General features: G+C 63.2%; 17 protein-coding genes and 1 riboswitch. Of the genes, 3 read left to right on the forward strand and 14 right to left on the reverse strand.

Annotation, left to right across the window (positions count from 1 at the left end):
• Positions 1 to 26: 26 nt before the first annotated feature.
• The 4 genes from thiE to LDZ23_RS12595 are packed head-to-tail and all read right to left on the reverse strand — an operon-like array spanning position 27 to position 3,283.
• A complete protein-coding gene (thiE, locus tag LDZ23_RS12580) occupies positions 27 to 1,100 on the reverse strand; it encodes a thiamine phosphate synthase (protein ID WP_244807665.1) in 1,074 nt (357 codons plus the stop codon).
• Positions 1,097 to 1,903, reverse strand: coding sequence for a thiazole synthase (locus LDZ23_RS12585; protein ID WP_008344109.1), 807 nt, complete (start codon positions 1,901 to 1,903; stop codon positions 1,097 to 1,099). The genes thiE and LDZ23_RS12585 overlap by 4 nt, the downstream gene beginning before the upstream one ends.
• Before the next feature lie 23 nt (positions 1,904 to 1,926).
• Entirely contained in the window at positions 1,927 to 2,124 is a 198-nt protein-coding gene (gene thiS, locus LDZ23_RS12590; protein WP_175983054.1) for a sulfur carrier protein ThiS, read from the reverse strand.
• Between the two features lie 16 nt (positions 2,125 to 2,140).
• Positions 2,141 to 3,283 carry an FAD-dependent oxidoreductase gene (locus LDZ23_RS12595; RefSeq protein ID WP_244807666.1) on the reverse strand — a complete coding sequence of 381 codons (1,143 nt, stop codon included), beginning with the start codon at positions 3,281 to 3,283 and terminating at the stop codon, positions 2,141 to 2,143.
• 187 nt (positions 3,284 to 3,470) lie between these two features.
• Positions 3,471 to 3,595: riboswitch (TPP riboswitch) on the reverse strand.
• Positions 3,596 to 3,826: 231 nt separating this feature from the next.
• Between LDZ23_RS12595 and LDZ23_RS12600 the strand changes: the two genes are divergently transcribed.
• Complete coding sequence (locus LDZ23_RS12600; protein WP_008344104.1) at positions 3,827 to 5,569, forward strand: ABC transporter ATP-binding protein/permease; 1,743 nt, start codon at positions 3,827 to 3,829, stop codon at positions 5,567 to 5,569.
• Between the two features lie 69 nt (positions 5,570 to 5,638).
• Here LDZ23_RS12600 and LDZ23_RS12605 read toward each other — a convergent pair whose 3' ends face one another.
• The 3 genes from LDZ23_RS12605 to LDZ23_RS12615 form a co-directional block, all read right to left on the reverse strand.
• A complete protein-coding gene (locus tag LDZ23_RS12605) occupies positions 5,639 to 7,105 on the reverse strand; it encodes a glutamate synthase subunit beta (RefSeq protein ID WP_008344103.1) in 1,467 nt (488 codons plus the stop codon).
• A gap of 66 nt (positions 7,106 to 7,171) precedes the next feature.
• A complete protein-coding gene (locus LDZ23_RS12610; RefSeq protein ID WP_008344102.1) occupies positions 7,172 to 11,875 on the reverse strand; it encodes a glutamate synthase-related protein in 4,704 nt (1,567 codons plus the stop codon).
• A 330-nt stretch (positions 11,876 to 12,205) separates the two neighbouring features.
• The gene (locus tag LDZ23_RS12615) at positions 12,206 to 12,913 is read right to left on the reverse strand and encodes a transposase (RefSeq protein WP_008344100.1); all 708 of its coding nucleotides are present in this window, start codon (positions 12,911 to 12,913) and stop codon (positions 12,206 to 12,208) included.
• A 206-nt stretch (positions 12,914 to 13,119) separates the two neighbouring features.
• On the opposite strand from LDZ23_RS12615, the gene LDZ23_RS12620 reads away from it, so the two are divergent.
• Both LDZ23_RS12620 and LDZ23_RS12625 read left to right on the forward strand, forming a co-directional pair.
• Positions 13,120 to 13,845 (forward strand): OmpW/AlkL family protein, encoded by a 726-nt coding sequence (locus LDZ23_RS12620; protein WP_034473121.1) that lies wholly within the window; start codon positions 13,120 to 13,122, stop codon positions 13,843 to 13,845.
• Positions 13,846 to 14,139: 294 nt separating this feature from the next.
• Positions 14,140 to 14,517 (forward strand): ElaB/YgaM/YqjD family protein, encoded by a 378-nt coding sequence (locus LDZ23_RS12625; RefSeq protein WP_033536968.1) that lies wholly within the window; start codon positions 14,140 to 14,142, stop codon positions 14,515 to 14,517.
• Positions 14,518 to 14,527: 10 nt separating this feature from the next.
• On the opposite strand, the gene ugpQ is transcribed toward LDZ23_RS12625, so the two are convergent.
• The 7 genes from ugpQ to aroB are packed head-to-tail and all read right to left on the reverse strand — an operon-like array spanning position 14,528 to position 21,852.
• On the reverse strand, positions 14,528 to 15,277 hold the full coding sequence (ugpQ, locus tag LDZ23_RS12630) for a glycerophosphodiester phosphodiesterase (protein WP_244807667.1): 750 nt from the start codon (positions 15,275 to 15,277) through the stop codon (positions 14,528 to 14,530).
• A 13-nt stretch (positions 15,278 to 15,290) separates the two neighbouring features.
• Positions 15,291 to 16,376, reverse strand: a complete 1,086-nt coding sequence (locus LDZ23_RS12635; protein ID WP_244807668.1) for a sn-glycerol-3-phosphate import ATP-binding protein UgpC — start codon at positions 16,374 to 16,376, stop codon at positions 15,291 to 15,293.
• A gap of 3 nt (positions 16,377 to 16,379) precedes the next feature.
• On the reverse strand, positions 16,380 to 17,225 hold the full coding sequence (gene ugpE, locus LDZ23_RS12640; protein ID WP_008344090.1) for a sn-glycerol-3-phosphate ABC transporter permease UgpE: 846 nt from the start codon (positions 17,223 to 17,225) through the stop codon (positions 16,380 to 16,382).
• A complete protein-coding gene (ugpA, locus tag LDZ23_RS12645; RefSeq protein WP_008344088.1) occupies positions 17,222 to 18,106 on the reverse strand; it encodes a sn-glycerol-3-phosphate ABC transporter permease UgpA in 885 nt (294 codons plus the stop codon). The genes ugpE and ugpA overlap by 4 nt, the downstream gene beginning before the upstream one ends.
• A 49-nt stretch (positions 18,107 to 18,155) precedes the next feature.
• Positions 18,156 to 19,481, reverse strand: a complete 1,326-nt coding sequence (ugpB, locus tag LDZ23_RS12650) for a sn-glycerol-3-phosphate ABC transporter substrate-binding protein UgpB (protein WP_034473119.1) — start codon at positions 19,479 to 19,481, stop codon at positions 18,156 to 18,158.
• 29 nt (positions 19,482 to 19,510) lie between these two features.
• On the reverse strand, positions 19,511 to 20,731 hold the full coding sequence (locus LDZ23_RS12655; RefSeq protein ID WP_034473118.1) for a deoxyguanosinetriphosphate triphosphohydrolase: 1,221 nt from the start codon (positions 20,729 to 20,731) through the stop codon (positions 19,511 to 19,513).
• Positions 20,732 to 20,775: 44 nt separating this feature from the next.
• Complete coding sequence (gene aroB / locus LDZ23_RS12660) at positions 20,776 to 21,852, reverse strand: 3-dehydroquinate synthase (protein WP_034473117.1); 1,077 nt, start codon at positions 21,850 to 21,852, stop codon at positions 20,776 to 20,778.
• Between the last annotated feature and the right edge of the window lie 10 nt (positions 21,853 to 21,862).

A 21,862-nucleotide genomic window follows, 5' to 3' on the forward strand; every position in this document is an offset into this window, starting at 1 on the left:
GTGTATCCCCTTGCTTTTGGGACTTTTCACCGTTGACCTGCGAACATTTTTTGCAGTGACAAAACCGCCGCGGCTGTGTCCGGTGCCTCGGTGACCGCGCGCACGACCGCCGCGCTGCGCACGCCGGTTTCCAGCACGCCCGGCATCGCCTTGGCGTCGATTCCACCAATGGCGACAAGCGGCACCCGGCCCGACAGCAGTTGCACGTAGCGCGACAGGCGCGCCAACCCTTGCGGCTTGGTCGGCATGACTTTCGTCGTGGTCGGGAAGACGGCGCCGAGCGCAAGGTAGCTCGGCTTGAAGTGCAGCGCGCGCAACATCTCGTAATAGCCGTGCGTCGACAGACCGAGCCGCACGCCGGCTTTCGCGATGGCGCTCAGGTCGGCCGTCTGCACGTCTTCCTGTCCGAGGTGCACGCCGTACGCGCCCGCCGCAATCGCCTCGCGCCAATGATCGTTGATGAAAACCTGTGCGTCATGCCGACGTCCCGCCTCGACCGAGCGCGAGATTTCGCGCTGCAAGTCGGCGGCGTCGGCGGTTTTGCGGCGCAGTTGCGTCGTGCGGACGCCGAGACCGAGCACGCGCTCGACCCAGTCGGCGCTCGGCAGCACCGGATACAGGCCGAGCCGATCGGGGCACGCCGGGAATCCGCCTTCGGGCGCGGCGGGCAGATCGGCGACGCGCGGAAACGTCGCGAATTCGACGGGCCACGCGTCGTCCTTGTTCTCATCGCCCGCGCGCCAGGCGAGCGCGAGCGTCAGCGCGTCGTGCGGCTCGAAGTTGCAGTCGAGGAAAGCGGCGAGCGCGGACAGCCAATCATCCGACCATTCGCCTTCGAGCGCGAAACGCTCGTCGCCACGACGCAGCGTGACGCGATCGCCATGCGCTTCAAGGATTGCCGCGGCGCCGTTCGCGGCCACATCGTGCGGCTCGTTGAACACGATGATGTCGCTCGCCTGCGGCGATTCCGGCGCGGTCAGGCAGATGCGCCAGCGCGTTTCCGCCGCCGGCCATTCGCCGAGACGCGCGCGAATCCGCTCGGCGACTTCAGTCAGCTCGTCCGCCGGCGGCCAGAACACTTCACGATTCAACAAGCTCATGCCGCGCCTCCGTCCTGATGCCAGAACGGCATGCCGACGACCGGCGTGCTCGCCTGCGCGCTGTCGCGCTCGGCCATGGGGCCCGCGAGGAACGCGGTGCGCCCCGCTTCGACGCCGAGCGCGAACGCGCGCGCCATCTGCGGCGGGAAGGTTGCCTGCGAGACGGCCGTGTTGAGCAGCACGCCATCGAAGCCCCATTCCATCACCTGACACGCATGCGACGGCACGCCGAGACCGGCATCGACGATCAGCGGCACATCCGGCAGACGCTCGCGCAAGGTGCGCAGCCCGTATGGATTCGTCACGCCCTTGCCCGTGCCGATGGGCGCGCCCCACGGCATCAGCGCTTCGCAGCCGGCATCGAGCAAACGCCGGCCGATGACGAGATCTTCCGTGCAGTAAGGCAGCACCTTGAAGCCATCGCGGATCAGCTTGGCCGCCGCTTCGACGAGGCCGATCGGATCGGGCTGCAGCGTGTAGTCGTCGCCGATCAATTCCAGTTTGATCCACGGCGTCTCGAACACCTCGCGCGCCATGTGCGCGGTCGTGAGCACCTCGTCGACGCTCTGGCAGCCCGCCGTGTTCGGCAAAAGCGCGACGCCGTGGCGCTTGAGCACATCGAAGAAGCCGGCTTCCCCGGTCTCCGACTGACGGCGCAGCGCGACCGTGACCATGCCCGGCCGAGCGGCGTCGATGGAGTCGGAAAGCGATTGCAGCGACGGATAACGCGACGTGCCGAGCAGCACGCGGCTCGGAAACGTCTCGCCGTAGAGCGTGAGGACGTCGGCGGTGGAAATGGTCATGGTTCGATCCTTCGGTTCGGAGTTCAGCCGCCCGCGACGGGCGACACGACGTCGAGCTTGTCGCCGGCGACGAGCGTTTTCGTGGCGTGTTCGCCGCGCGCGACGAACTGGCCGTTCAGCGCGACCGCGAACGGCGGTTTCGCGCCGAACGCGGCGAGCGCGTCGGTGACGGTGGTGGCGTCGGGCAAATCGAAGACGCGCTGATTGATGTGGATGTTCATGGTTGTTTCCTGATGACTAGAGCGCTGGCGCAACCGCGAACTCGCCGTGCAGCAGTTCGGGCCAGCGCGCGGCGCTGCGGAAATCGGAGAAGGCCTCGGCATCGGCGATATCGCCGGAAGCGAGCGCGTCGGCGAGACGGCACGCGGCATCCGCGACTTCGGGCGCGATCATGAAGCCGTGCCGGTACAAGCCGTTCACGCGCAAGGTCCGCGCCCCGTCCCAGACGATCGCCGGCCGGTGATCCGGCAAGGTCGGCCGGCAATGCGAGTTCAGTTCGAGGATGCGCGCCTCGCCGAAACCCGGATGCACCGCGAACGCGGCGCTCAGCAGCTCGAGCGCCGAACGTACGCTCACGGGCGACATGTCTTCGCCCTCGACTTCCGTCGCGCCGATCACGTAGAGATCGTTCTCCTTCGGCGCGATGTAGAGCGGATAGCGCGGATGCAAGAGCCGCACCGGCCGCGTCAGCCCGATGCCCGGCGCGTGCACGCGCGCGACTTCGCCGCGAATGCCGCGCAGCGCGGGCCACGCGGGCTTCCCGCCGAGGCCGCGGCAATCGATGATCCAGCGCGCGTCGGGCATCGCATCGACGGCGGTGTTCCAGTGCGTACGCACGCCGCGCGCGGCAAGTCCGGCGGCGAGTGCGCCAAGCGCCTGACGGTTGTCCAGTTGGCCTTCGTTCGGCAGCAGCCAGCCCTGCGCGAAGCGCGTTCCGAGCGCCGGTTCGGCTTGCGCGACTTGCGCGCCCGCGAGCTTGACGAAGCCGCCGTCGACCAGATCGGCGGGCGAATTGGCCTTGAGACGGCGTTCGAAGAGCGGCGCTTCGGCGCGATCCGCGCCGTGCCAGACGACGAGCGTGCCGTTGCGCTGAAAGAAAACCGGCTCGGGCAATTGCGCGATGAGTTCAGGCCAGCGTTCGAGCGATGCCGCCCCCAGCCCGACGACGAGCGGCTCCGCGCTCGCCGCTTCCGCGAGCGGCGCGAGCATGGCGGCGGCGACCCACGCGGCCGACTGCGTGCCGGCGGCGTCGCCGCGTTCGTAAAGCGCGACGTCGTGACCCGCGCCCGCGAGTTGCCAGGCGACGAGCCGTCCGACGAGCCCGCCGCCGACGACGGCGAAATCCGGCCGGCGCGCGGCGCCCTGATCGATTCTGTTCATCAATTCGATGTCTCCATACGCGTAACGCTGCGCTGCACGATGGAGACGAAAGACGCGATCCCGATCGTGCTGGCGCGGCGCCACATCACGAGGACGAAATCAGCGGGAGAGACCGGCTCGGCAGCGCATGAAGCGCGCCGGGCGCGAAGAAAGGACTGGAAGAGACTGGAGGAATGGCGCGAGGCTCGCGCGGTCTCCGGAAACTTCCCTCGCCGGTATTACCCGGATCGGGTGCAAAGGGTCTCTCTCAGCCTCGCCGCGCTGCCGACCGTTCCGGCCGCCGATGCACGCGAAGCACCCCTGTTTCGTCGAGGGTCATTAAAACATGAAAGGCGAAGGCGCTGCAAACCGGGATTCCCCGCCTTTTATCGTGCGCGGCGGCACTCTGGCACAATGCCGCGAACATGGTTCGCAGGACGATCGCCCGAAATTAAGTGAGCGTTAAGCGAACCCCGGAACAATCTGCGGAGCCGGAAAACGCCGCGCGCGGCCCGGCCGCGGACGTAACAATCGGGCGCCACGAGGCGCATCAGCAGGAAGCTCATGACCAACACCCATACCGAAAGCACGCAGCAGAAGGCCGACGAAGTCTCGGCGTGGAGCCTCATCAAGCCCTACTGGGTGTCGGAGGAGCGCGGCTTCGCGTGGGGCCTTCTCGTCGCGATCATCGCGATCAACATGACCGTTGTGTGGATCAACGTCCGGCTCAACAGCTGGAACGCCGACTTCTACAACGCGCTGCAGAACAAGAACGTCAAGGACTTTCCGCATCTGCTGCTGATCTTCACGGGCCTCGCGTTCGCGTACATCCTGCTCGCGGTGTACGGTCGATATCTGCGGCAGATGCTCGCGTTTCGCTGGCGTCAATGGCTCACCAACCGCTTTCTGGAACAATGGCTCGGTGACAAGGCGTTCTACCGCATCGAGCGCGACCGCCTCGCCGACAACCCCGACCAGCGTATTTCCGACGACCTGCAATCCTTCGCCACCACCACGCTTTCGCTCTCGCTCGATCTGCTTTCGACGCTCGTCACGCTCGTCACTTTCATCACGATTCTCTGGACCATCGCGGGCGCGCTGACCTTCTCGCTCGGCGGCACGCCGATCACGATTCCGGGCTACATGGTCTGGGCCGCCGCGCTCTACGCGATTCTCGGCTCGCTGATCATCCAGAAGGTCGGGCATCCGCTCGTGTCGATCAACTATCAGCAGCAGAAGGTCGAGGCCGATTTCCGTTTCGGCCTGATCCGCGTGCGCGAGAACGCCGAACAGATTGCGTTTTATGACGGCATCGCGACCGAAACGGCGAACGCAAAGACCATCTTCCAGCGCATTCGCGACAACTGGTGGATGATCATGAAGTACACGAAGCGCATGACCTTCGTGCTGTCGTTCTACGGGCAGATCGCGATCATTTTCCCGATCATGGTCGCCGCGCCGCGCTACTTCGCGGGCGCGTTTTCGTTCGGCGTGCTGATGCAGATTTCATCGGCGTTCGGCACGGTCAGCGATTCGTTTTCGTGGTTCATCAACAGTTATTCGACGTTGGTCGAATGGCGCGCGACCGTGAATCGTCTGCGCGAATTCAAGCGCGTGATGCGCTCGACGCATATCCGCGAAGAAACGTCGCCGGCGACGGAGCGCGGCGGCATCAACCTGCACTACACGAGCACGCCGTCGCTCACGACGAATGGGCTCATGCTCGCGCTGCCCAACGGCACGCCGCTTTCGCGCGTGGCGAACGTGTCGATCGAGCCGGGTTCGCGCTGGCTGGTCGTCGGTCCATCGGGCTCGGGCAAGAGCACGTTGATGCGCGCGCTCGCGGGTCTTTGGCCGTTCGGCGACGGCACGATCGACGCGCCCGTCGACGCGAAGATGATGTTCGTCCCGCAGATGAGTTATCTGCCGATCGGCACGTTGCGCGCGGCGCTTTCGTATCCGTCGGCGGGCGGAACGTTCAGTGATGAAGAGTCGCGCGACGCGCTGCGTCTGTGCAATCTCGAGGCGTATGCGGATCGGCTGGAGGAAAGCGCGCATTGGGCGCGGAGTCTGTCGCCGGGCGAGCAGCAACGGCTTGCTGCCGCGCGCGTGCTGTTGCACAAGCCGGACTTCGTGTTCCTCGACGAAGCCACGAGCGCGCTCGACGCCGAGAACGAGCTGCATATCTACAACATGCTGGTCGAGCGGCTTCCGAAGGCGGCGATTGTGAGCGTGGCGCATCGCGAGTCGGTCGCGATGTTCCATGATTACAAGATCGAGATCGAGAGGGCGATGGCGGAGGTTTGACCCGTCCGCGCTCAAAAGCAAAAGGCCACGCAATCGCGTGGCCTTTTTGCATGAAGCGTCGAGCGACGCTTACCGCGGCAACTCGCTCGATCCCATCAGATACGCATCCACCGATCGTGCGCACTGACGTCCTTCGCGAATCGCCCAGACGACCAGCGACTGCCCGCGACGCATATCGCCGGCGGTGAAGACTTTATCGACCGACGTGTAATACGCCTTGTCGCCTTCGGTCGCGGCGCGCACGTTGCCGCGCGCATCCTTCTCGACGCCGAACGCATCCAGCACCGGCGACACCGGCTGCGTGAAGCCCATCGCGAGCAGCACGAGATCGGCCTTCATCTCGAACTCGGAACCCGGCACTTCCTGCATCTTGCCGCCCTTCCACTCGACGCGCACGGCGATCAGCTTCTCGACCTTGCCGTTCTTGCCTTCGAAGCGCTTCGTCGCAACCGACCAGTCGCGCTCGCAACCTTCTTCATGCGACGACGACGTACGCAGCTTGATCGGCCAGTACGGCCACACGAGCGGCTTGTTCTCTTCCTCGGGCGGCTGCGCGAGCAGTTCGAACTGCGTCACGCTCTTCGCGCCATGACGATTCGACGTGCCCACGCAATCCGAACCCGTATCGCCGCCGCCGATCACGACGACATGCTTGCCCTTCGCGAGCAGTTGATCCGGCAGCTTGTCGCCCGCGTTGACCTTGTTCTGCTGCGGCAGGAATTCCATCGCGTAGTAGATGCCTTCGAGCTCGCGCCCCGGCACCGGCAGATCGCGCGGCGTTTCCGAGCCGCCCGCGATCACGACCGCGTCGAACTGTTCCTTTAGCTCGTCGGGCGTGATGGTTTCCTTCGCCGTATTCGCGATGTATTCCGGCAGCGCATCCTTGCCGATGAACACGTTCGTGCGGAACGACACGCCTTCCGCCTCCATCTGACGCATGCGGCGATCGATCAGCCACTTCTCCAGCTTGAAATCGGGGATGCCGTAACGCAGCAGACCGCCGATGCGATCGTTCTTCTCGAACACGACGACTTCATGGCCCGCGCGTCCGAGTTGCTGCGCGGCCGCGAGACCCGCGGGCCCCGAACCGACGACGGCGACCTTCTTGCCCGTCTTGTGCTTCGGCGGTTGCGGCACGACCCAGCCTTCGGCGAAAGCCTTGTCGATGATCGCGTGCTCGATCGACTTGATGCCGACCGGATCGTCGTTGATGCCCAATGTGCACGCCGCTTCGCACGGCGCCGGGCAGATGCGGCCCGTGAATTCCGGGAAGTTGTTGGTCGAATGCAGCACGTTGATCGCGCTCTTCCAGTCCTGCTGGAACACGAGATCGTTGAAGTCCGGAATGATGTTGTTGACCGGGCAGCCGTTGTTGCAGAACGGAATGCCGCAGTCCATGCAGCGCGCGCCTTGAACCTTCGCGTCTTCATCGGTCAGCGCGGCGACGAATTCCTTGTAATGCTTGACGCGGGTAAGCGGAGCTTCGTACGCCTCGTGGCGGCGTTCGAACTCGAGAAAACCGGTTGCCTTGCCCATTTCTTTCTCTGTATTTGGTGAGGATCGCGCGCTCCCGGAGCGCGCGTCTGTCTGATTGAACGAGGCTTAAGCCGCGACCGCTTCCTTGCCCTTCTTCGCGCCCATTTCGGTGAGCGCGCGACGGTACTCGGTCGGGAACACCTTGACGAACTGACGGCGAGCCGAATCCCAGTTTTCCAGCAGCGACTTCGCGCGCGGCGAGCCGGTGAACTGGAAGTGACGCTCGATCAGCCCCTTGAGCAGCGCTTCGTCGGTCTTGCCGGCGTGCCACAGCGTGCGATCCACCGTGCGCTCCTGTTCGGCCTGCTGCAGCACCGGATCGAGCGCGACCATCGACTTGTTGCACTTGCCAGCGAACGCGCCTTCCGGGTCGTACACGAACGCGATGCCGCCCGACATGCCCGCCGCGAAGTTGCGGCCCGTCTCGCCGAGCACGACCACCGTGCCGCCCGTCATGTATTCGCAGCCGTGATCGCCCGTGCCTTCGACGACCGCCGTCGCACCCGAGTTGCGCACGCAGAAGCGCTCGCCCGCGACGCCGCGGAAATACGATTCGCCTTCGATCGCGCCGTACATCACCGTGTTGCCGCAGATGATGTTTTCCTCGGACTTGCCGCGGAAGTCGTTGGTCGGGCGAATGATGATGCGCCCGCCCGACAGGCCCTTGCCGACGTAGTCGTTGCCGTCGCCGACGAGATCCAGCGTCACGCCCTTCGCGAGGAACGCGCCAAAGCTCTGGCCCGCCGTGCCCTTCAACTGGATGTGAATCGAGTCGTCGGGCAGGCCGTCGTGACCGTGCGTCTTCGCGATGAGGCCGGACAGCATCGCGCCGACCGTGCGATTCACGTTGCGCACCGGCTGGATGAACGACACATGCTCGCCCTTCTCGATCGCCGCCTTCGACTTCTCGATCAGCACGTGATCGAGCGCCTTGTCGAGACCGTGATCCTGCACGTCGACGTGCTTGCGCGCGACGTCTTCGCCCACCGGCACCTGATAGAAGATGCGCGAGAAGTCGAGGCCCTTAGCCTTCCAGTGCTCGATGCCCTTCTTCATGTCGAGCAGATCGACGCGGCCGATCAGGTCATCGAACTTGCGGATACCGAACTGCGCCATGATTTCGCGCACTTCTTCCGCAACGAAGAAGAAGAAGTTGACGACGTGTTCCGGCTGGCCCGAGAACTTCGCGCGCAGCACCGGGTCCTGCGTCGCGACGCCGACCGGGCACGTGTTCAGATGGCACTTGCGCATCATGATGCAGCCTTCGACGACGAGCGGCGCCGTCGCGAAGCCGAATTCGTCCGCGCCGAGCAGCGCGCCGATCACGACGTCGCGGCCGGTTTTCATCTGACCGTCGGCCTGCACGCGAATGCGCCCGCGCAGACGGTTCAGCACCAGCGTCTGCTGCGTTTCGGCGAGGCCGAGTTCCCACGGCGTGCCAGCGTGCTTGAGCGACGACAGCGGCGATGCGCCCGTGCCACCGTCATGGCCCGCGATCACGACGTGATCCGCCTTCGCCTTCGCAACGCCCGCGGCCACCGTGCCGACACCGACTTCCGACACCAGCTTCACCGAAATGCTCGACGACGAATTCACGTTCTTCAAATCGTGAATGAGTTGCGCGAGGTCTTCGATCGAATAGATGTCGTGGTGCGGCGGCGGCGAAATGAGGCCGACGCCCGGCACCGAATAACGCAGCTTGCCGATGTATTCGGACACCTTGTGGCCCGGCAGCTGACCGCCTTCGCCCGGCTTCGCGCCCTGCGCCATCTTGATCTGGATCTGGTCCGCCGACGACAGATACTCCGCCGTCACGCCGAAACGTCCCGACGCGACCTGCTTGATCTTCGAGCGCAGCGAATCGCCTTCCTTCAGCGGGATGTCGGTGACGACTTCCTTGCCGATGATCGATTGCAGCGTGTCGCCGTTCTTGATCGGAATGCCGCGCAGCTCGTTGCGATAACGCGTTTCGTCCTCGCCGCCTTCGCCCGTGTTCGACTTGCCGCCGATGCGGTTCATCGCGACGGCGAGCGTGGCGTGCGCTTCCGTGCTGATCGAGCCGAGCGACATCGCGCCCGTCGCAAAGCGCTTGACGATTTCCTTCGCCGATTCGACTTCATCGAGCGGAATCGCCTTCGACGGCGACACCTTGAACTCGAACAGACCGCGGAACGTCATGTGACGCTTCGTCTGGTCGTTGATGATGTGGGCGTATTCCTTGTACGTCTGATACGAGTTGCTGCGCGCCGAGTGCTGCAGCTTGGCGATCGCATCCGGCGTCCACATGTGCTCTTCGCCGCGCACGCGATACGCATATTCACCGCCCGCGTCGAGCATGTTCGCGAGGACCGGGTTGTCGCCGAACGCTTCGCGATGCAGATGAATCGCTTCTTCCGCCACTTCGAAGATGCCGATGCCGCCGACCTTCGTCGCCGTGCCCTTGAAATACTTCTCGACGAGTTCCGACGACAGGCCGACGCCTTCGAAAATCTGCGCGCCGGTGTAGGACATGTACGTCGAAATGCCCATCTTCGACATGACCTTCAACAGGCCCTTGCCGACCGCCTTCGTGAAGTTGTAGATGACCTTGTCCGCCGACAGATCGCCCTTCAGGCCTTCGGCCATGTTGGCGAGCGTTTCCAGCGCGAGGTACGGGTGAACGGCTTCCGCGCCGTAGCCCGCGAGCAGCGCGAAGTGATGCGTTTCGCGCGCCGAGCCCGTTTCCACGACGAGACCCGTGCTCGTGCGCAGACCGTGCGCGACGAGATGCGAGTGGATCGCGGACGTGGCGAGCAGCGCCGGGATCGCGACGTTGTCGCGGTCCATCTTGCGGTCGGACACGATCAGGATGTTGTAGCCGGAGCGCACGGCATCCACGGCTTCCGCGCACAGCGACGCGATACGCGCCTCGATGCCTTCCTTGCCCCACGCCGCCGGATAGCAGATGTTCAGCTCATACGAGCTGAATTTGCCGCCGGTGTACTTGTCGATCGCGCGGATCTTCGCGATGTCCTTGAAGTCGAGCACGGGCTGCGACACTTCGAGGCGCATCGTCGGGTTGATGTTCGTCGTGTCGAGCAGGTTCGGTTTCGGGCCGATGAACGAGTTGAGCGACATGACGAGGTTTTCGCGGATCGGGTCGATCGGCGGGTTCGTCACCTGCGCGAACAGCTGCTTGAAGTAGTTGTAGAGCGTCTTGTTCTTGTTGGACATGACCGCGAGCGGCGAGTCGTTGCCCATCGAGCCGACGGCCTCTTCGCCCGATTGCGCCATCGGCGCCATCAGGAACTTGAGGTCTTCCTGCGTGTAGCCGAACGCCTGCTGACGGTCCAGCAGTGCGGCGGCTTCGCGGCGCTGCGTTTCGACGTCTTCCGCCTTCGGCTCGATCTCGTCGAGCTTGATGCGAACCGCGTCGATCCAGCTCTTGTACGGCTTCGCGTTGGACAGGTTGTCCTTCAGCTCCTTGTCCTCGATGATGCGGCCCTGCTCCATGTCGATCAGGAACATCTTGCCCGGCTGCAGACGCCACTTCTTGACGATCTTCGACTCGGGAATAGGCAGCACGCCGGATTCCGACGCGAGGATCACGAGATCGTCGTCGGTGACGAGATAGCGCGCCGGACGCAGGCCGTTACGGTCCAACGTCGCGCCGATCTGGCGGCCGTCCGTGAACGCGATGGCGGCGGGGCCGTCCCACGGTTCCATCATCGCGGCGTGGTATTCGTAGAACGCGCGGCGGTTGTCGTCCATCAGCGTGTGCTGTTCCCACGCTTCCGGGATCATCATCATCATTGCGTGGACGAGCGGGTAGCCGGCCATCACGAGCAGTTCGAGACAGTTGTCGAACGAAGCCGTGTCGGACTGGCCCGGATAGATCAGCGGCCAGAGCTTCGGCAGATCGTCGCCGAGCACGTACGACGCGATCGCGCCGGTGCGCGCGTTCAGCCAGTTGACGTTGCCCTTCACGGTGTTGATTTCACCGTTGTGCGCGATCATGCGATACGGGTGCGCGAGTTCCCACGCGGGGAACGTGTTCGTTGAGAAGCGCTGGTGCACGAGCGCGAGCGCCGACACGACGCGCTCGTCCTGCAGATCGCGGTAATACACGCCGACCTGGCCGGCCAGCAGCAGACCCTTGTAGACGACCGTGCGCGACGACATCGACGGCACGAAGTATTCCTTGCCGTGCTTGAGCTTCAACGCCTGGATGCGATGGCTCGCCGTCTTGCGGATGATGTACAGCTTGCGCTCGAGCGCGTCCGTCACGACGATGTCCTTGCCGCGCCCGATGAAGATCTGGCGGATCAGCGGCTCGCTCGCCTTCACGGTCGGCGAAATCGGCATGGTGGAATCGACCGGCACGTCGCGCCAGCCGAGCACGACTTGGCCCTCGGCCTTGACCGTGCGCTCCAGTTCCTGCTCGCACGCGAGACGCGATGCGTGCTCCTTCGGCAGGAAGATCATGCCGACGCCGTATTCGCCAGCAGGCGGCAAGGTCACGCCTTGCTTGGCCATTTCTTCGCGATAGAAGCCGTCCGGCACCTGAATGAGGATGCCGGCGCCGTCGCCCATAAGCGGATCGGCGCCGACCGCGCCGCGGTGATCGAGATTCTCAAGAATCTTGAGACCCTGCTGAATGATCTCGTGGCTCTTTTTTCCCTTGATATGGGCGACGAAACCGACGCCGCACGCGTCGTGTTCGTTCGCAGGGTCGTACATGCCCTGCGCGGCGGGAAGCGAACCGGCTGCCGGCTGCTGATGATCGTTCATGGGGACACCGTCTCTACTGTGAGGGGCCGAATCGACTCGGCCGTTGAACCATTTTCTTGTCGCTTGCGACGGTTTCTTTCAACTTGATGTGTCACGAAGCACGGTCGTGCGCGGCACGCTGCACCGCGGCAATTGCCGGAAATCGAAATATACGCGACGAATCAAAGCGATGGCAAATAAAACTTGATGATCTGACACCGATTATCGATATGGTGCAAATGTGCCCCAACATATTGGGGCCGCATCACTGACAGTCAAAAAGAAACGGCGAGACTCGGAAAATTCGAGACGCCGTTTCGTTTTTTGCTTCAGGAACGCCCGTGAAGGCCGTTATTGAGTCTGTGGAGTTTCGCGAATCTTTCGCGGACGTCCGCGCGGCAGCGGCGACACCCGGCGGTTGGCAGCATGCGACGCCCATTCCCGATAGGCATCGCTGCCGAGCACCCAGCCTTTAAGTGTCGCTTGCAGGAGACGGTTGGCCTCGCGCTCATCGGGCGGTTGCTCGCACAGTTCCTTGTAGGCGTGCTGGCGTTCGAACGGCGTATTGCCGAGCGACCAGAACAGCGGATGGTCGGTGATGAGGCTATCGAGCGTGAGCCCGATGTGATGACGGAAGCTGGACCATTTGTAGTCCTGCGGCGCCGCGACCAGTTGCGCGCGCACGGGCGCCATTTCTACGACGCGCGTGGCGAGCAGAAAGTATCGTTCGCCCTCGATGACCGTCGCGCGATAGCGGCCTTCCCAGAGCGTGCCGCGTCGCATGTATCGGCGATTGAAGTGCGCCACGTAACGACGTCCCACCGCTTGCATCGCTTTGGGCAGACTGGATTCGTCGCGCGGCGTGACGAGCAGATGTACCGCCTGCGGCATCAGCGCATAGGCGTGAATAGAGAGGTGATGATCACGTGAAGCAGTCCTCAAGCAGTCGATGAAGAGCTCGTAGTCCTGGTCGTCGACGAAGGCGGGTTGCTGGTCGAGACCACGCAGGATGACATGCTGCGGCTGTTCGGGAACGTAGAGTCGTGCAAGCCGTGCCATTCTGGATTTTCCGTTGGTCGCGTTTGTGTTACCCCGTTCGGGGACCTTTTGGAGCCGTTGCGGCAGCGTGGAGAGAACACATGCAATTGCCGTGCAACCAGACCCCAAAGCCGCTCTTTGCCCTAGGGAGAATGCTCTACGGCACCGCTATGGTTAATGTGAAATCTTGTGTTCATAATGAGCGTGCTTTTTCGGAGGAGCACAAATTGAAAATAAAACAAGTCATCACGGGGATCGCGGCATTAGCGTGTGTGTCCACCGCGGCACATGCGCAATCTGCTGGATCCTTCTATGCAACAGCAGGCTGGTTTCACTTCGCCCCGCAAGACAGTAGCGGTCCGCTCAAAGAAACAAGTGTAGGCGGATCTCCGGTCAATATCGACGTTCCCGGCACAGGCGCAGGCATTTCGAGCGCCGACACCGCCGGCTTCACGTTGGGCTACTTCGCGACCGACCACATTGCCGCCGAACTCGAAATGGGCGTGCCGCCCACGTTCGATCTCGAAGGCAAGGGCACCTTGTCCCAGTACGGAAAGCTCGGCAGCGCGAAGCAGTGGAGCCCGACGCTGCTATTCAAATACTTCTTCAATGCTCCCACGGCGAAGTTCCGTCCGTTCGTGGGTCTTGGCGTGACGCGCACCTGGTTTACCGACGCGCAGATCACGAATCAGCAATTCGAAGGCTCGGTCCTGCATGGTCCGACCACCGTCGACACGGATAGTTCGTGGGCGCCCGTGTTTAATGTCGGCGCAACCTACAATTTCACGGAGCACTGGTTCGCCGGATTTTCCGTTTCGTTCATTCCGTTGAAGGCCACCGCGAAGTTGAACACGCAGGCTCAAACGCCTGTCGGCACGCTCAACGTTCAATCGCAGGCGAAAATCACGCTGAACCCGATCGTCACATATTTGCGAGTGGGCTATCGATTCTGAAGTGAGACTGCTCACAAGCATGTAACGACGATATAAGCGCCATAAAAAGAGAGATAACGCCGGCATGATTCACATATGCCGGCGTTACTTTTTGCATCGCCCTTGTAAATGTGACCTTCGTAAAAACGGTTTGCTTGCAGTTCTTACGCGCGATCGCGCGCGGAATGTGTTTCGCGGTCGCGCTTACCGAAGCTTTGCGCAACGTCGAAGCATCGGCATCGAATTTGCTGCATGATGAGTTTCCCCGCCACCTCGCGCGGGCTATCCACGACTCATCCATCGACGGAGCGATCTATGAACGCACTGCCTAATACGCGAGACGCCATCGGAGATTCCTGGACCACGACGAGCCGCCGCGCACGACGCATGGCACGGCATGGCCGCGAAGCAGCCGAGGATATCGGCTCCGAACTGCGCACCCTTCTCAGCGAACTCGAAAACACCCTGGCCGAAGGCACGTCGGCCGATGCGGCTGCGCTACGCGCGCAGATCAGCGACCGGCTCGTCAGCGCGCGCGCACGTCTGAACGATACGCACGCGGCGCTTCGCGAGCGCGCGGGCGCAGCGTTCGAAGACGCCGACGCCTTCCTTCACGAAAAGCCCTGGCAAACCATTGCATTGGTTGGCGGGCTGGCGCTGGTTGCGGGCGTGCTGCTCGCTCGCGTTCGCTGACATTTCAACCCTACGACGCCTCCAGAAAATCCGCGCCAATAATGTCGATGCGATCCGTGCAGATCGCATCGACGCCCCATTGCGCGAGCAACCGCGCGCGCGCCGGATCGTTCACCGTGTAGGCAAGAATGCGCAAGCCGGCATCCTTGATCTGCGCGACGAGCGCTTCATCGAGCGTGCGATGGTTCGCGTGCAGCGACACACACGATAACGCTGAAGTTTGCGCGCGCCAGTTCACGGGAACGCGCTCGTAAAGCATCCCTCGCGGAAGATTCGGCGCGACGTCGCGTGCGGCTTCCAGCGCCGCATATGAGAACGACGACATCAGCGGCGCGATTTCAGCGTCTGCCCACAAGTGCGCCGCCTCACGCGCGACGAGCACGCCTGTTTCCACGTCGCGCCCCTGACTCGGCTTGATCTCGATGTTCACCGCAAGCCCATGCTTCACGCATCGCTCGTGCACTTGGGCGAGCGTCGGCATACGCGCGTTTGCGAATTCGGCGCCGAACCAGGTGCCTGCATCGAGCGCGCGCAACTGCGCGTAGGTCATCGCTTTTGCCGCGCCGCGTCCGTTCGACGTTCGATCGACCGCGTCGTCGTGCAGCAGGAAGACGATGTCGTCAGCAGAAAGCTTCGCGTCGAACTCGATCATCTTGTGGCCGAAGCGCGCGCCCACGTCGATTGCTTCGAGCGTGTTCTCCGGCGCGAGTTTGCCGCCGCCGCGATGCGCGACGATCGCGGGATAAGGCCAGGTTCTCATCGCATCGCCTCCTTTAGTTCGCGCGCAGTCGCGTTGCCGGATCGAAAAAATGCAGATGCCGCGCGGGCAACGATACGCTCAACCGCTCCCCACGCTGCGGGCGATGCTCGTGCGGCAAGCGCGCTGCGACGTCGTGCTTGCCCCACTTGCCGTGCGCGAGATTGTCCGCGCCAAGCAGTTCAGCCGAATCCACATCGAGCGTGGCGCTTGGCGCGTTCTCGTTGCCGGGCGTCATGTGCTCGGGACGAATGCCCACGATCCACTCGCGCCCGTGCATCGCGCTCGTCACGCCATTCGCGCCCGCGACCGGCAGCTTCGGACCGCCGCCCGCGATCTCGAAAGTCGATCCGTCTTCGGACAGACGTCCTTCGAGCAGATTCATCGCCGGCGATCCGATGAAGCTCGCCACGAATACGGTTGCCGGGCGTTCGTACACTTCGGTCGGCGCGCCGATCTGTTCCGCGTGACCCTTGTTCATCACGATGACGCGCTGCGCGAGCGTCATGGCTTCGATCTGATCGTGCGTAACGTAAAGGCTCGTGGTCGCGAGACGCGCGTGCAGCCGCTGAATTTCGAGGCGCATCTGCACGCGCAGCTTGGCGTCGAGATTCGACAACGGTTCGTCGAACAAGAACACCGCCGGCTCGCGGACAATCGCGCGGCCCATTGCAACGCGCTGCCGCTGACCACCCGACAATTCGCGCGGCTTGCGTTCGAGCAGATGTTCGAGTTCGAGGATACGCGCGGCATTAGCGACGCGCGACTCGATGGTCTTCTTGTCCGCGCCGCCGATCTTCAGCGCGTACGCCATATTCTGCGCGACGCTCATGTGCGGATAAAGTGCGTAGTTCTGAAAAACCATCGCGATGTCGCGATCCTTCGGCTCCAGCTTGTTCACGACCTTGCCGCCGATTTCGATCGCGCCTTCGGACACGCTTTCGAGCCCCGCGACCATGCGAAGCAAAGTCGACTTCCCGCAGCCCGACGGCCCGACCATCACGACGAATTCGCCGTCCTCGATCGAGGCGTCGATGCCGTGCAGTACATAGTTCGAGCCGTCGTATGTTTTCTTGACGCTTTTTAGATTCAATGCAGCCATGTTTTATTTCTCGGAATCGACGAGTCCGCGCACGAACCAGCGCTGCATCGTCAGGACGACCGCGAGCGGCGGCAGCATCGCGAGCAGCGTCGCGGTCATCACGTAGTGCCATTCGGTCGCTGTGTCGCCGGACGCGATCATGCTCTTGATGCCGACCACCGCCGTCTGCAGCGACACTTCGTTGGTGATGAGAATCGGCCAGAGATATTGATTCCAGCCGTAGATGAACGTGATGACGAAAAGCGCCGCGATGTTGGTCTTCGAAAGCGGCAGCACAACGTCCCAGAAGAAACGCAGCGGCCCCGCGCCGTCGATGCGCGCCGCTTCCATCAGTTCGTCGGGCAGCGTCATGAAGAACTGCCGGAAGAGGAACGTCGCCGTTGCGGAGGCGATCAGCGGCAGCGTCAATCCCGCATACGTGTTCGACAGATGCATCGACGAAACGACTTGCACCGTCGGGAAGATACGCACTTCGACGGGAAGCATCAGCGTGATGAAGATGAGCCAGAACGCGAGGTTCTTCAGCGGAAAGCGGAAGAAGACGATTGCATAGGCGGACACGATCGACACCGCGATCTTGCCGATGGAGATGACCAGCGCCATCACGAGACTGTTCGCCAGCATGCGTCCGAAGGGAGCGGCCGCGTTGCCGCTGCCGTGCGCCCAGATATACGCGATGTTCTCGAACAGATGCGTGCTCGGCACGAGCGAGAGCGGCACGCTGAACACTTCCTTCGAATTCATCGTGGCCGCGCAGAACGCGACGTACACAGGAAACACGATCAGCGCGACGCCGAGCAACAGCACCGCGTGACAGAAGATATCGAAGCCGCGACGGTTTTCGATCATGAGTATTGCACCCTGCGTTCGACGAAGCGGAACTGGACCACGGTGAGCACGACGACGATCACCATCAGCACGACCGACTGCGCGCCCGAACTGCCGATGTCGAGTCCCTGGAAGCCTTCCGCGAAGATCTTGTAGATGAGCGTCTTGGTCGATTGCGCGGGACCGCCGCCGGTCGCGGCGTCGATGACGGGGAACGTATCGAAGAACGCGTAGACGAGATTCACGACGAGCAGAAAGAACGACGTCGGCGACAGGAGCGGCAGCGCGATGCCGAAGAAGCGGCGCACGGGACCGGCCCCGTCGATGGCGGCGGCTTCGATCAGCGATTTCGGGATCGCCTGAAGACCCGCATAGAAGAACAGGAAGTTGTAGCTGACCTGCTTCCACACCGACGCGAGCACGACGAGGAACATGGCCTGCGTGCCGTTCAACGCGTGATTCCAGATGACGCCCTGCTTCGCCAGCGCATACGTCACGAGCCCGATGCTCGGATTGAACAGGAACGACCACAGCACGGCGGCGATCGCGGGCGCGACCGCATACGGCCAGATGAGCAGCGTCTGATACGCCTTCGCGCCGCGCGTCACGCGATCGGCGCACGCGGCGAGCAGAAGCGAGATCACGAGGCCCGACACGGTGACGAGCGCGCAGAAGATCATCGTCGTGTTGAACGACGACAGGTAGAGCGGATCGGCGAACAGTTGTTTGAAGTTCTGCAGGCCGACGAACTCGCTCGACGTGCCGAACGCATCCTGGCTTTGCGTGGCCTGCCAGAGGGCTTCGCCCGCGGGCCAGAGAAAGAACAGCGCGGTGATCGCGAGTTGTGGCGCGACGAGCAGATACGGCAAGACGCTCGTATCGAAACGAGAGCGCTTTTCCATGCTTTGATTTCCCGGAAGCGCCCGCGCTTCTACACGCGGGCGCGTGACCTTAATTGCCCGCCTTCTCGAAGCGGCGCAGCAGTTCGTCGCCGCGTTGCACCGACGCGTCCAGCGCCTGTTGCGGCGTCTTCTTCTCGGCCCAAACTTGCTCGAGCTCTTCGTCGACGATCGTGCGGATCTGAGGCATGTTGCCGAGGCGCAGGCCCTTCGTGTACGCGAGCGGCGGCTTGTTCAGCATCTGCTTGATCGCGATGTCCGCGCCGGGATTCTTGTCGTAGAAGCCCTGCTTTTGCGTGAGCTCGTACGCGGCCTGCGTGACCGGCAGATAGCCCGTGTCCTGATGCCACTTCGCCGCCACTTCCGGCGTCGCGAGATACGCGAGGAACTTGGCGACGCCCTTATAGACGGCCGGATCCTTGCCCGCCAGAACCCACAGACTCGCGCCGCCGATGATCGCGTTCTGCGGCGCGCCCTTCACATTCGCGTCGTACGGCATCATGCCGACGCCGTAATCGAACTTCGCGAATTTCGCGATGGTCGCGCGCGAACCCGACGAATTCGTGATGATCCCGCAATCGCCGCTATAGAACTTCGACACCGGCTCGTCCTTGCGGCCGACATACGTGAACGTGCCTTCCTTCGCCATGTTTTGCAGGAACTGGATGTGCGCGACCTGCAGCGGCTTGTTGAATTCGAGCTTCGCATCGAGGCCGTCGAAGCCGTTGTTCTTCGTCGCGAACGGCGCGGCGTGCCACGCGCTGTAGTTCTCAAGCTGAATCCAGCTCTGCCAGCCCGACGAATATCCGCACGAATAGCCCGCGGCCTTCAGCTTCTTCGCGTCGGCTTCGACATCGGCCCAGGTTTTCGGCGGCTGGTTCGGATCGAGGCCGGCCTTCTTGAACGCGTCCTTGTTGTAGTAGAGAACGGGCGTCGAGCTGTTGAACGGCATCGAGATGAGATGGCCGGTCTTCGCGTCGCTGTAGTAACCGGCGATGGTCGGCACGAACGCCTTTTCGTCGAGCGGCACGCCAGCCTGCTTGAACACGTCGGAGACCGGGATGACGGCCTTTTTCGCCTGCATCATCGTCGCGGTGCCGACTTCGTAGACTTGCAGGATCGCGGGCGCATTGCCGCTGCGATACGCCGCGATGCCCGCTGCGAGCGCCTGGTCATACGTGCCCTTGAACACCGGGACGATCTTGTAATCGCTCTGAGACTTGTTGAAATCGTTGGCGATGTCGTTCACGCGCTCGCCGAGCGCGGCTTCCATCGCGTGCCAGAACTGGATTTCCGTCGCGGCGTGCGCGGCGGTGCTGACGCCGAACGTCAAGGCGGCAGCGGTCGTGACCAGGCGAAACAGGGGCTTGCGGACCATCGATGAGTCTCCGTATGAAACGTTATAAGTTAATTGTTATCGATGACAAACAGTCGTTGATATTCCTTCAATGCGTAACGGTCCGTCATTCCGGCGATGTAATGCGCGATGAGCCGCGCCTGCGAACTGTCGTGGCTCGACGAAGCCGCGTCGTTCGCTGATTCCTCCGTCACCGGTCCGCGCGCCTGATACGCGGGCGGCAAGAGACGCGGATCGTCGGAGAAGGCTTCGAAAAGGCCCGTCACGACGCGCTTCGCCTTGTTGGCCATACGCATCACGCGATAGTGCCGGTACAGGTTCTTGAACAGGAAACGCTTGAGTTGCGCCGCCTGTGCCGCGACTTCATCGCTGTGCGCGACGAGCGTGGGCGCGTTGCGCACGTCGTCGAGCGATTGCGGCGCGACGCGTTGGAGATTGCGGCTCGTCGCCTCGATCAGATCGACGATCAGCGTATTGATGATGCGGCGGATGGTTTCGTGAATGAGCCTGCGCCCTTCGATGTCCGGATACTCCGCGCGCGCCGCGTCGAAATGCGTGTGCCAGAGGCTCACTTCGGAAAGCTGCTCGAGCGTGATGAGGCCGGAGCGCAGGCCGTCGTCGACATCGTGATTGTTGTACGCGATTTCATCGGCGACATTGGCGATCTGCGCTTCGAGGGAAGGCTGCTTGCCCGTGAGAAAGCGCTCGCCGAGATCGCCGAGCTTGCGCGCGTTCTCGCGCGAGCAATGCTTGAGAATGCCTTCGCGCGTCTCGAAGCACAGGTTCAGGCCGTTGAACGCGCCGTAGTGCTCTTCGAGCTGATCGACCACCGCGAGGCTTTGCAGGTTGTGCTCGAAGCCGCCGTGATCGCGCATGCAGTCGTGCAGCGCGTCCTGTCCGGCGTGACCGAACGGCGTGTGGCCGAGATCGTGCGCGAGCGAAATGGCTTCGACGAGATCCTCGTTCAGCCGCAGATTGCGCGCGACGGAACGCGCGATCTGCGCGACTTCGAGGCTGTGCGTGAGGCGCGTGCGAAACAGGTCGCCTTCGTGATTGACGAAGACCTGGGTCTTGTATTCGAGCCGCCGAAACGCGGTCGAATGCACGATGCGGTCGCGATCTCGCTGGAACTCGGTGCGCGCCGCCGGGGGCGCTTCGGCGAAACGCCGTCCGCGCGATTGCGACGCGTGCGCGGCGTACGCCGCGAGATGCGCTTCGAGCGCGAGCGTCGACGGCGCGCCCGGCAAAACTTGATGCTCTTCTTCGCTCACCGGCTGCTCCGCATCGTCATGGTTCTGGCCGCCGCTCGCGCGGATCAGACGCTGGCTGCGAGCGTCGCGCGCACGGCCTGATCTGGCGCGCTCGTGATCTCGGTCGCGCCGAAGCGGGTCAGCAAAATGAATTTGATTTCACCGGCTTCGGCCTTTTTGTCGACCTTCATCAGATCGACGTAGCGGTCGTCGCCGAGCTTCGGCGCCGTGACCGGCAGCTTCGCCGCTTCGATCACGCGCACGAGACGCTGGCGCGCGGCTTCGTCGAGCCTGCCGAGGCGCACGGACAAATCCGCCGCCATCACCATGCCGCAACCGACCGCCTCGCCGTGCAGCCATTCGCCGTAGCCGAGACCGGCTTCGATCGCATGACCGAACGTATGGCCGAAATTGAGAATCGCGCGCTGCCCGCCCTCGCGCTCGTCGGATGCCACCACCGACGCCTTGATCTCGCACGAACGCTTCACCGCGTGCGCGAGGGCGTCGTCGTCGCGGCGATTCAGCGCGTCGATATTGCTTTCGATCCAGTCGAAGAATTCGGCGTCCGCGATGGCGGCCGTCTTGATGACTTCCGCGATGCCCGCCGCCAGCTCGCGCTCCGGCAAGGTGTGCAGCGCGCCGATGTCCGCGATTACCGCTTGCGGCTGATAGAACGCGCCGATCATGTTCTTGCCGAGCGGATGATTGATGCCCGTCTTGCCGCCCACCGACGAATCCACTTGCGAGAGCAGCGTGGTCGGCACCTGGATGAACGGCACGCCGCGCATGTACGATGCGGCCGCGAAGCCCGTCATGTCGCCGACGACGCCGCCGCCGAGCGCGATCAGCGTCGTCTTGCGGTCGGCGCGCTCGGTCAAGAGCGCGTCGAAGATCGTGTTGAGCGTTTCCCAGTTCTTGTGCGCTTCGCCGTCCGGAAGCACGACGGTCGTGACTTTCTTGCCGAGCGGCGCGAGAGCCGCGCGCAACTGCTCGCCGTAGAGCGGATCGACGGTCGAGTTCGTGACGATCGCCACGGACGCGCCCTTGATGTGCGGAGCAAAGAGCTCGGTGCGGCCGATCAGCCCTGCACCGATATGAATGGGATAGGCGCGCTCGCCCAGTTCGACGTTGACGGTAATCATGGCGGACATG

It is taken from the genome of Caballeronia zhejiangensis, assembly GCF_022879815.1.
In the GTDB taxonomy this organism is placed as follows: domain Bacteria; phylum Pseudomonadota; class Gammaproteobacteria; order Burkholderiales; family Burkholderiaceae; genus Caballeronia; species Caballeronia zhejiangensis.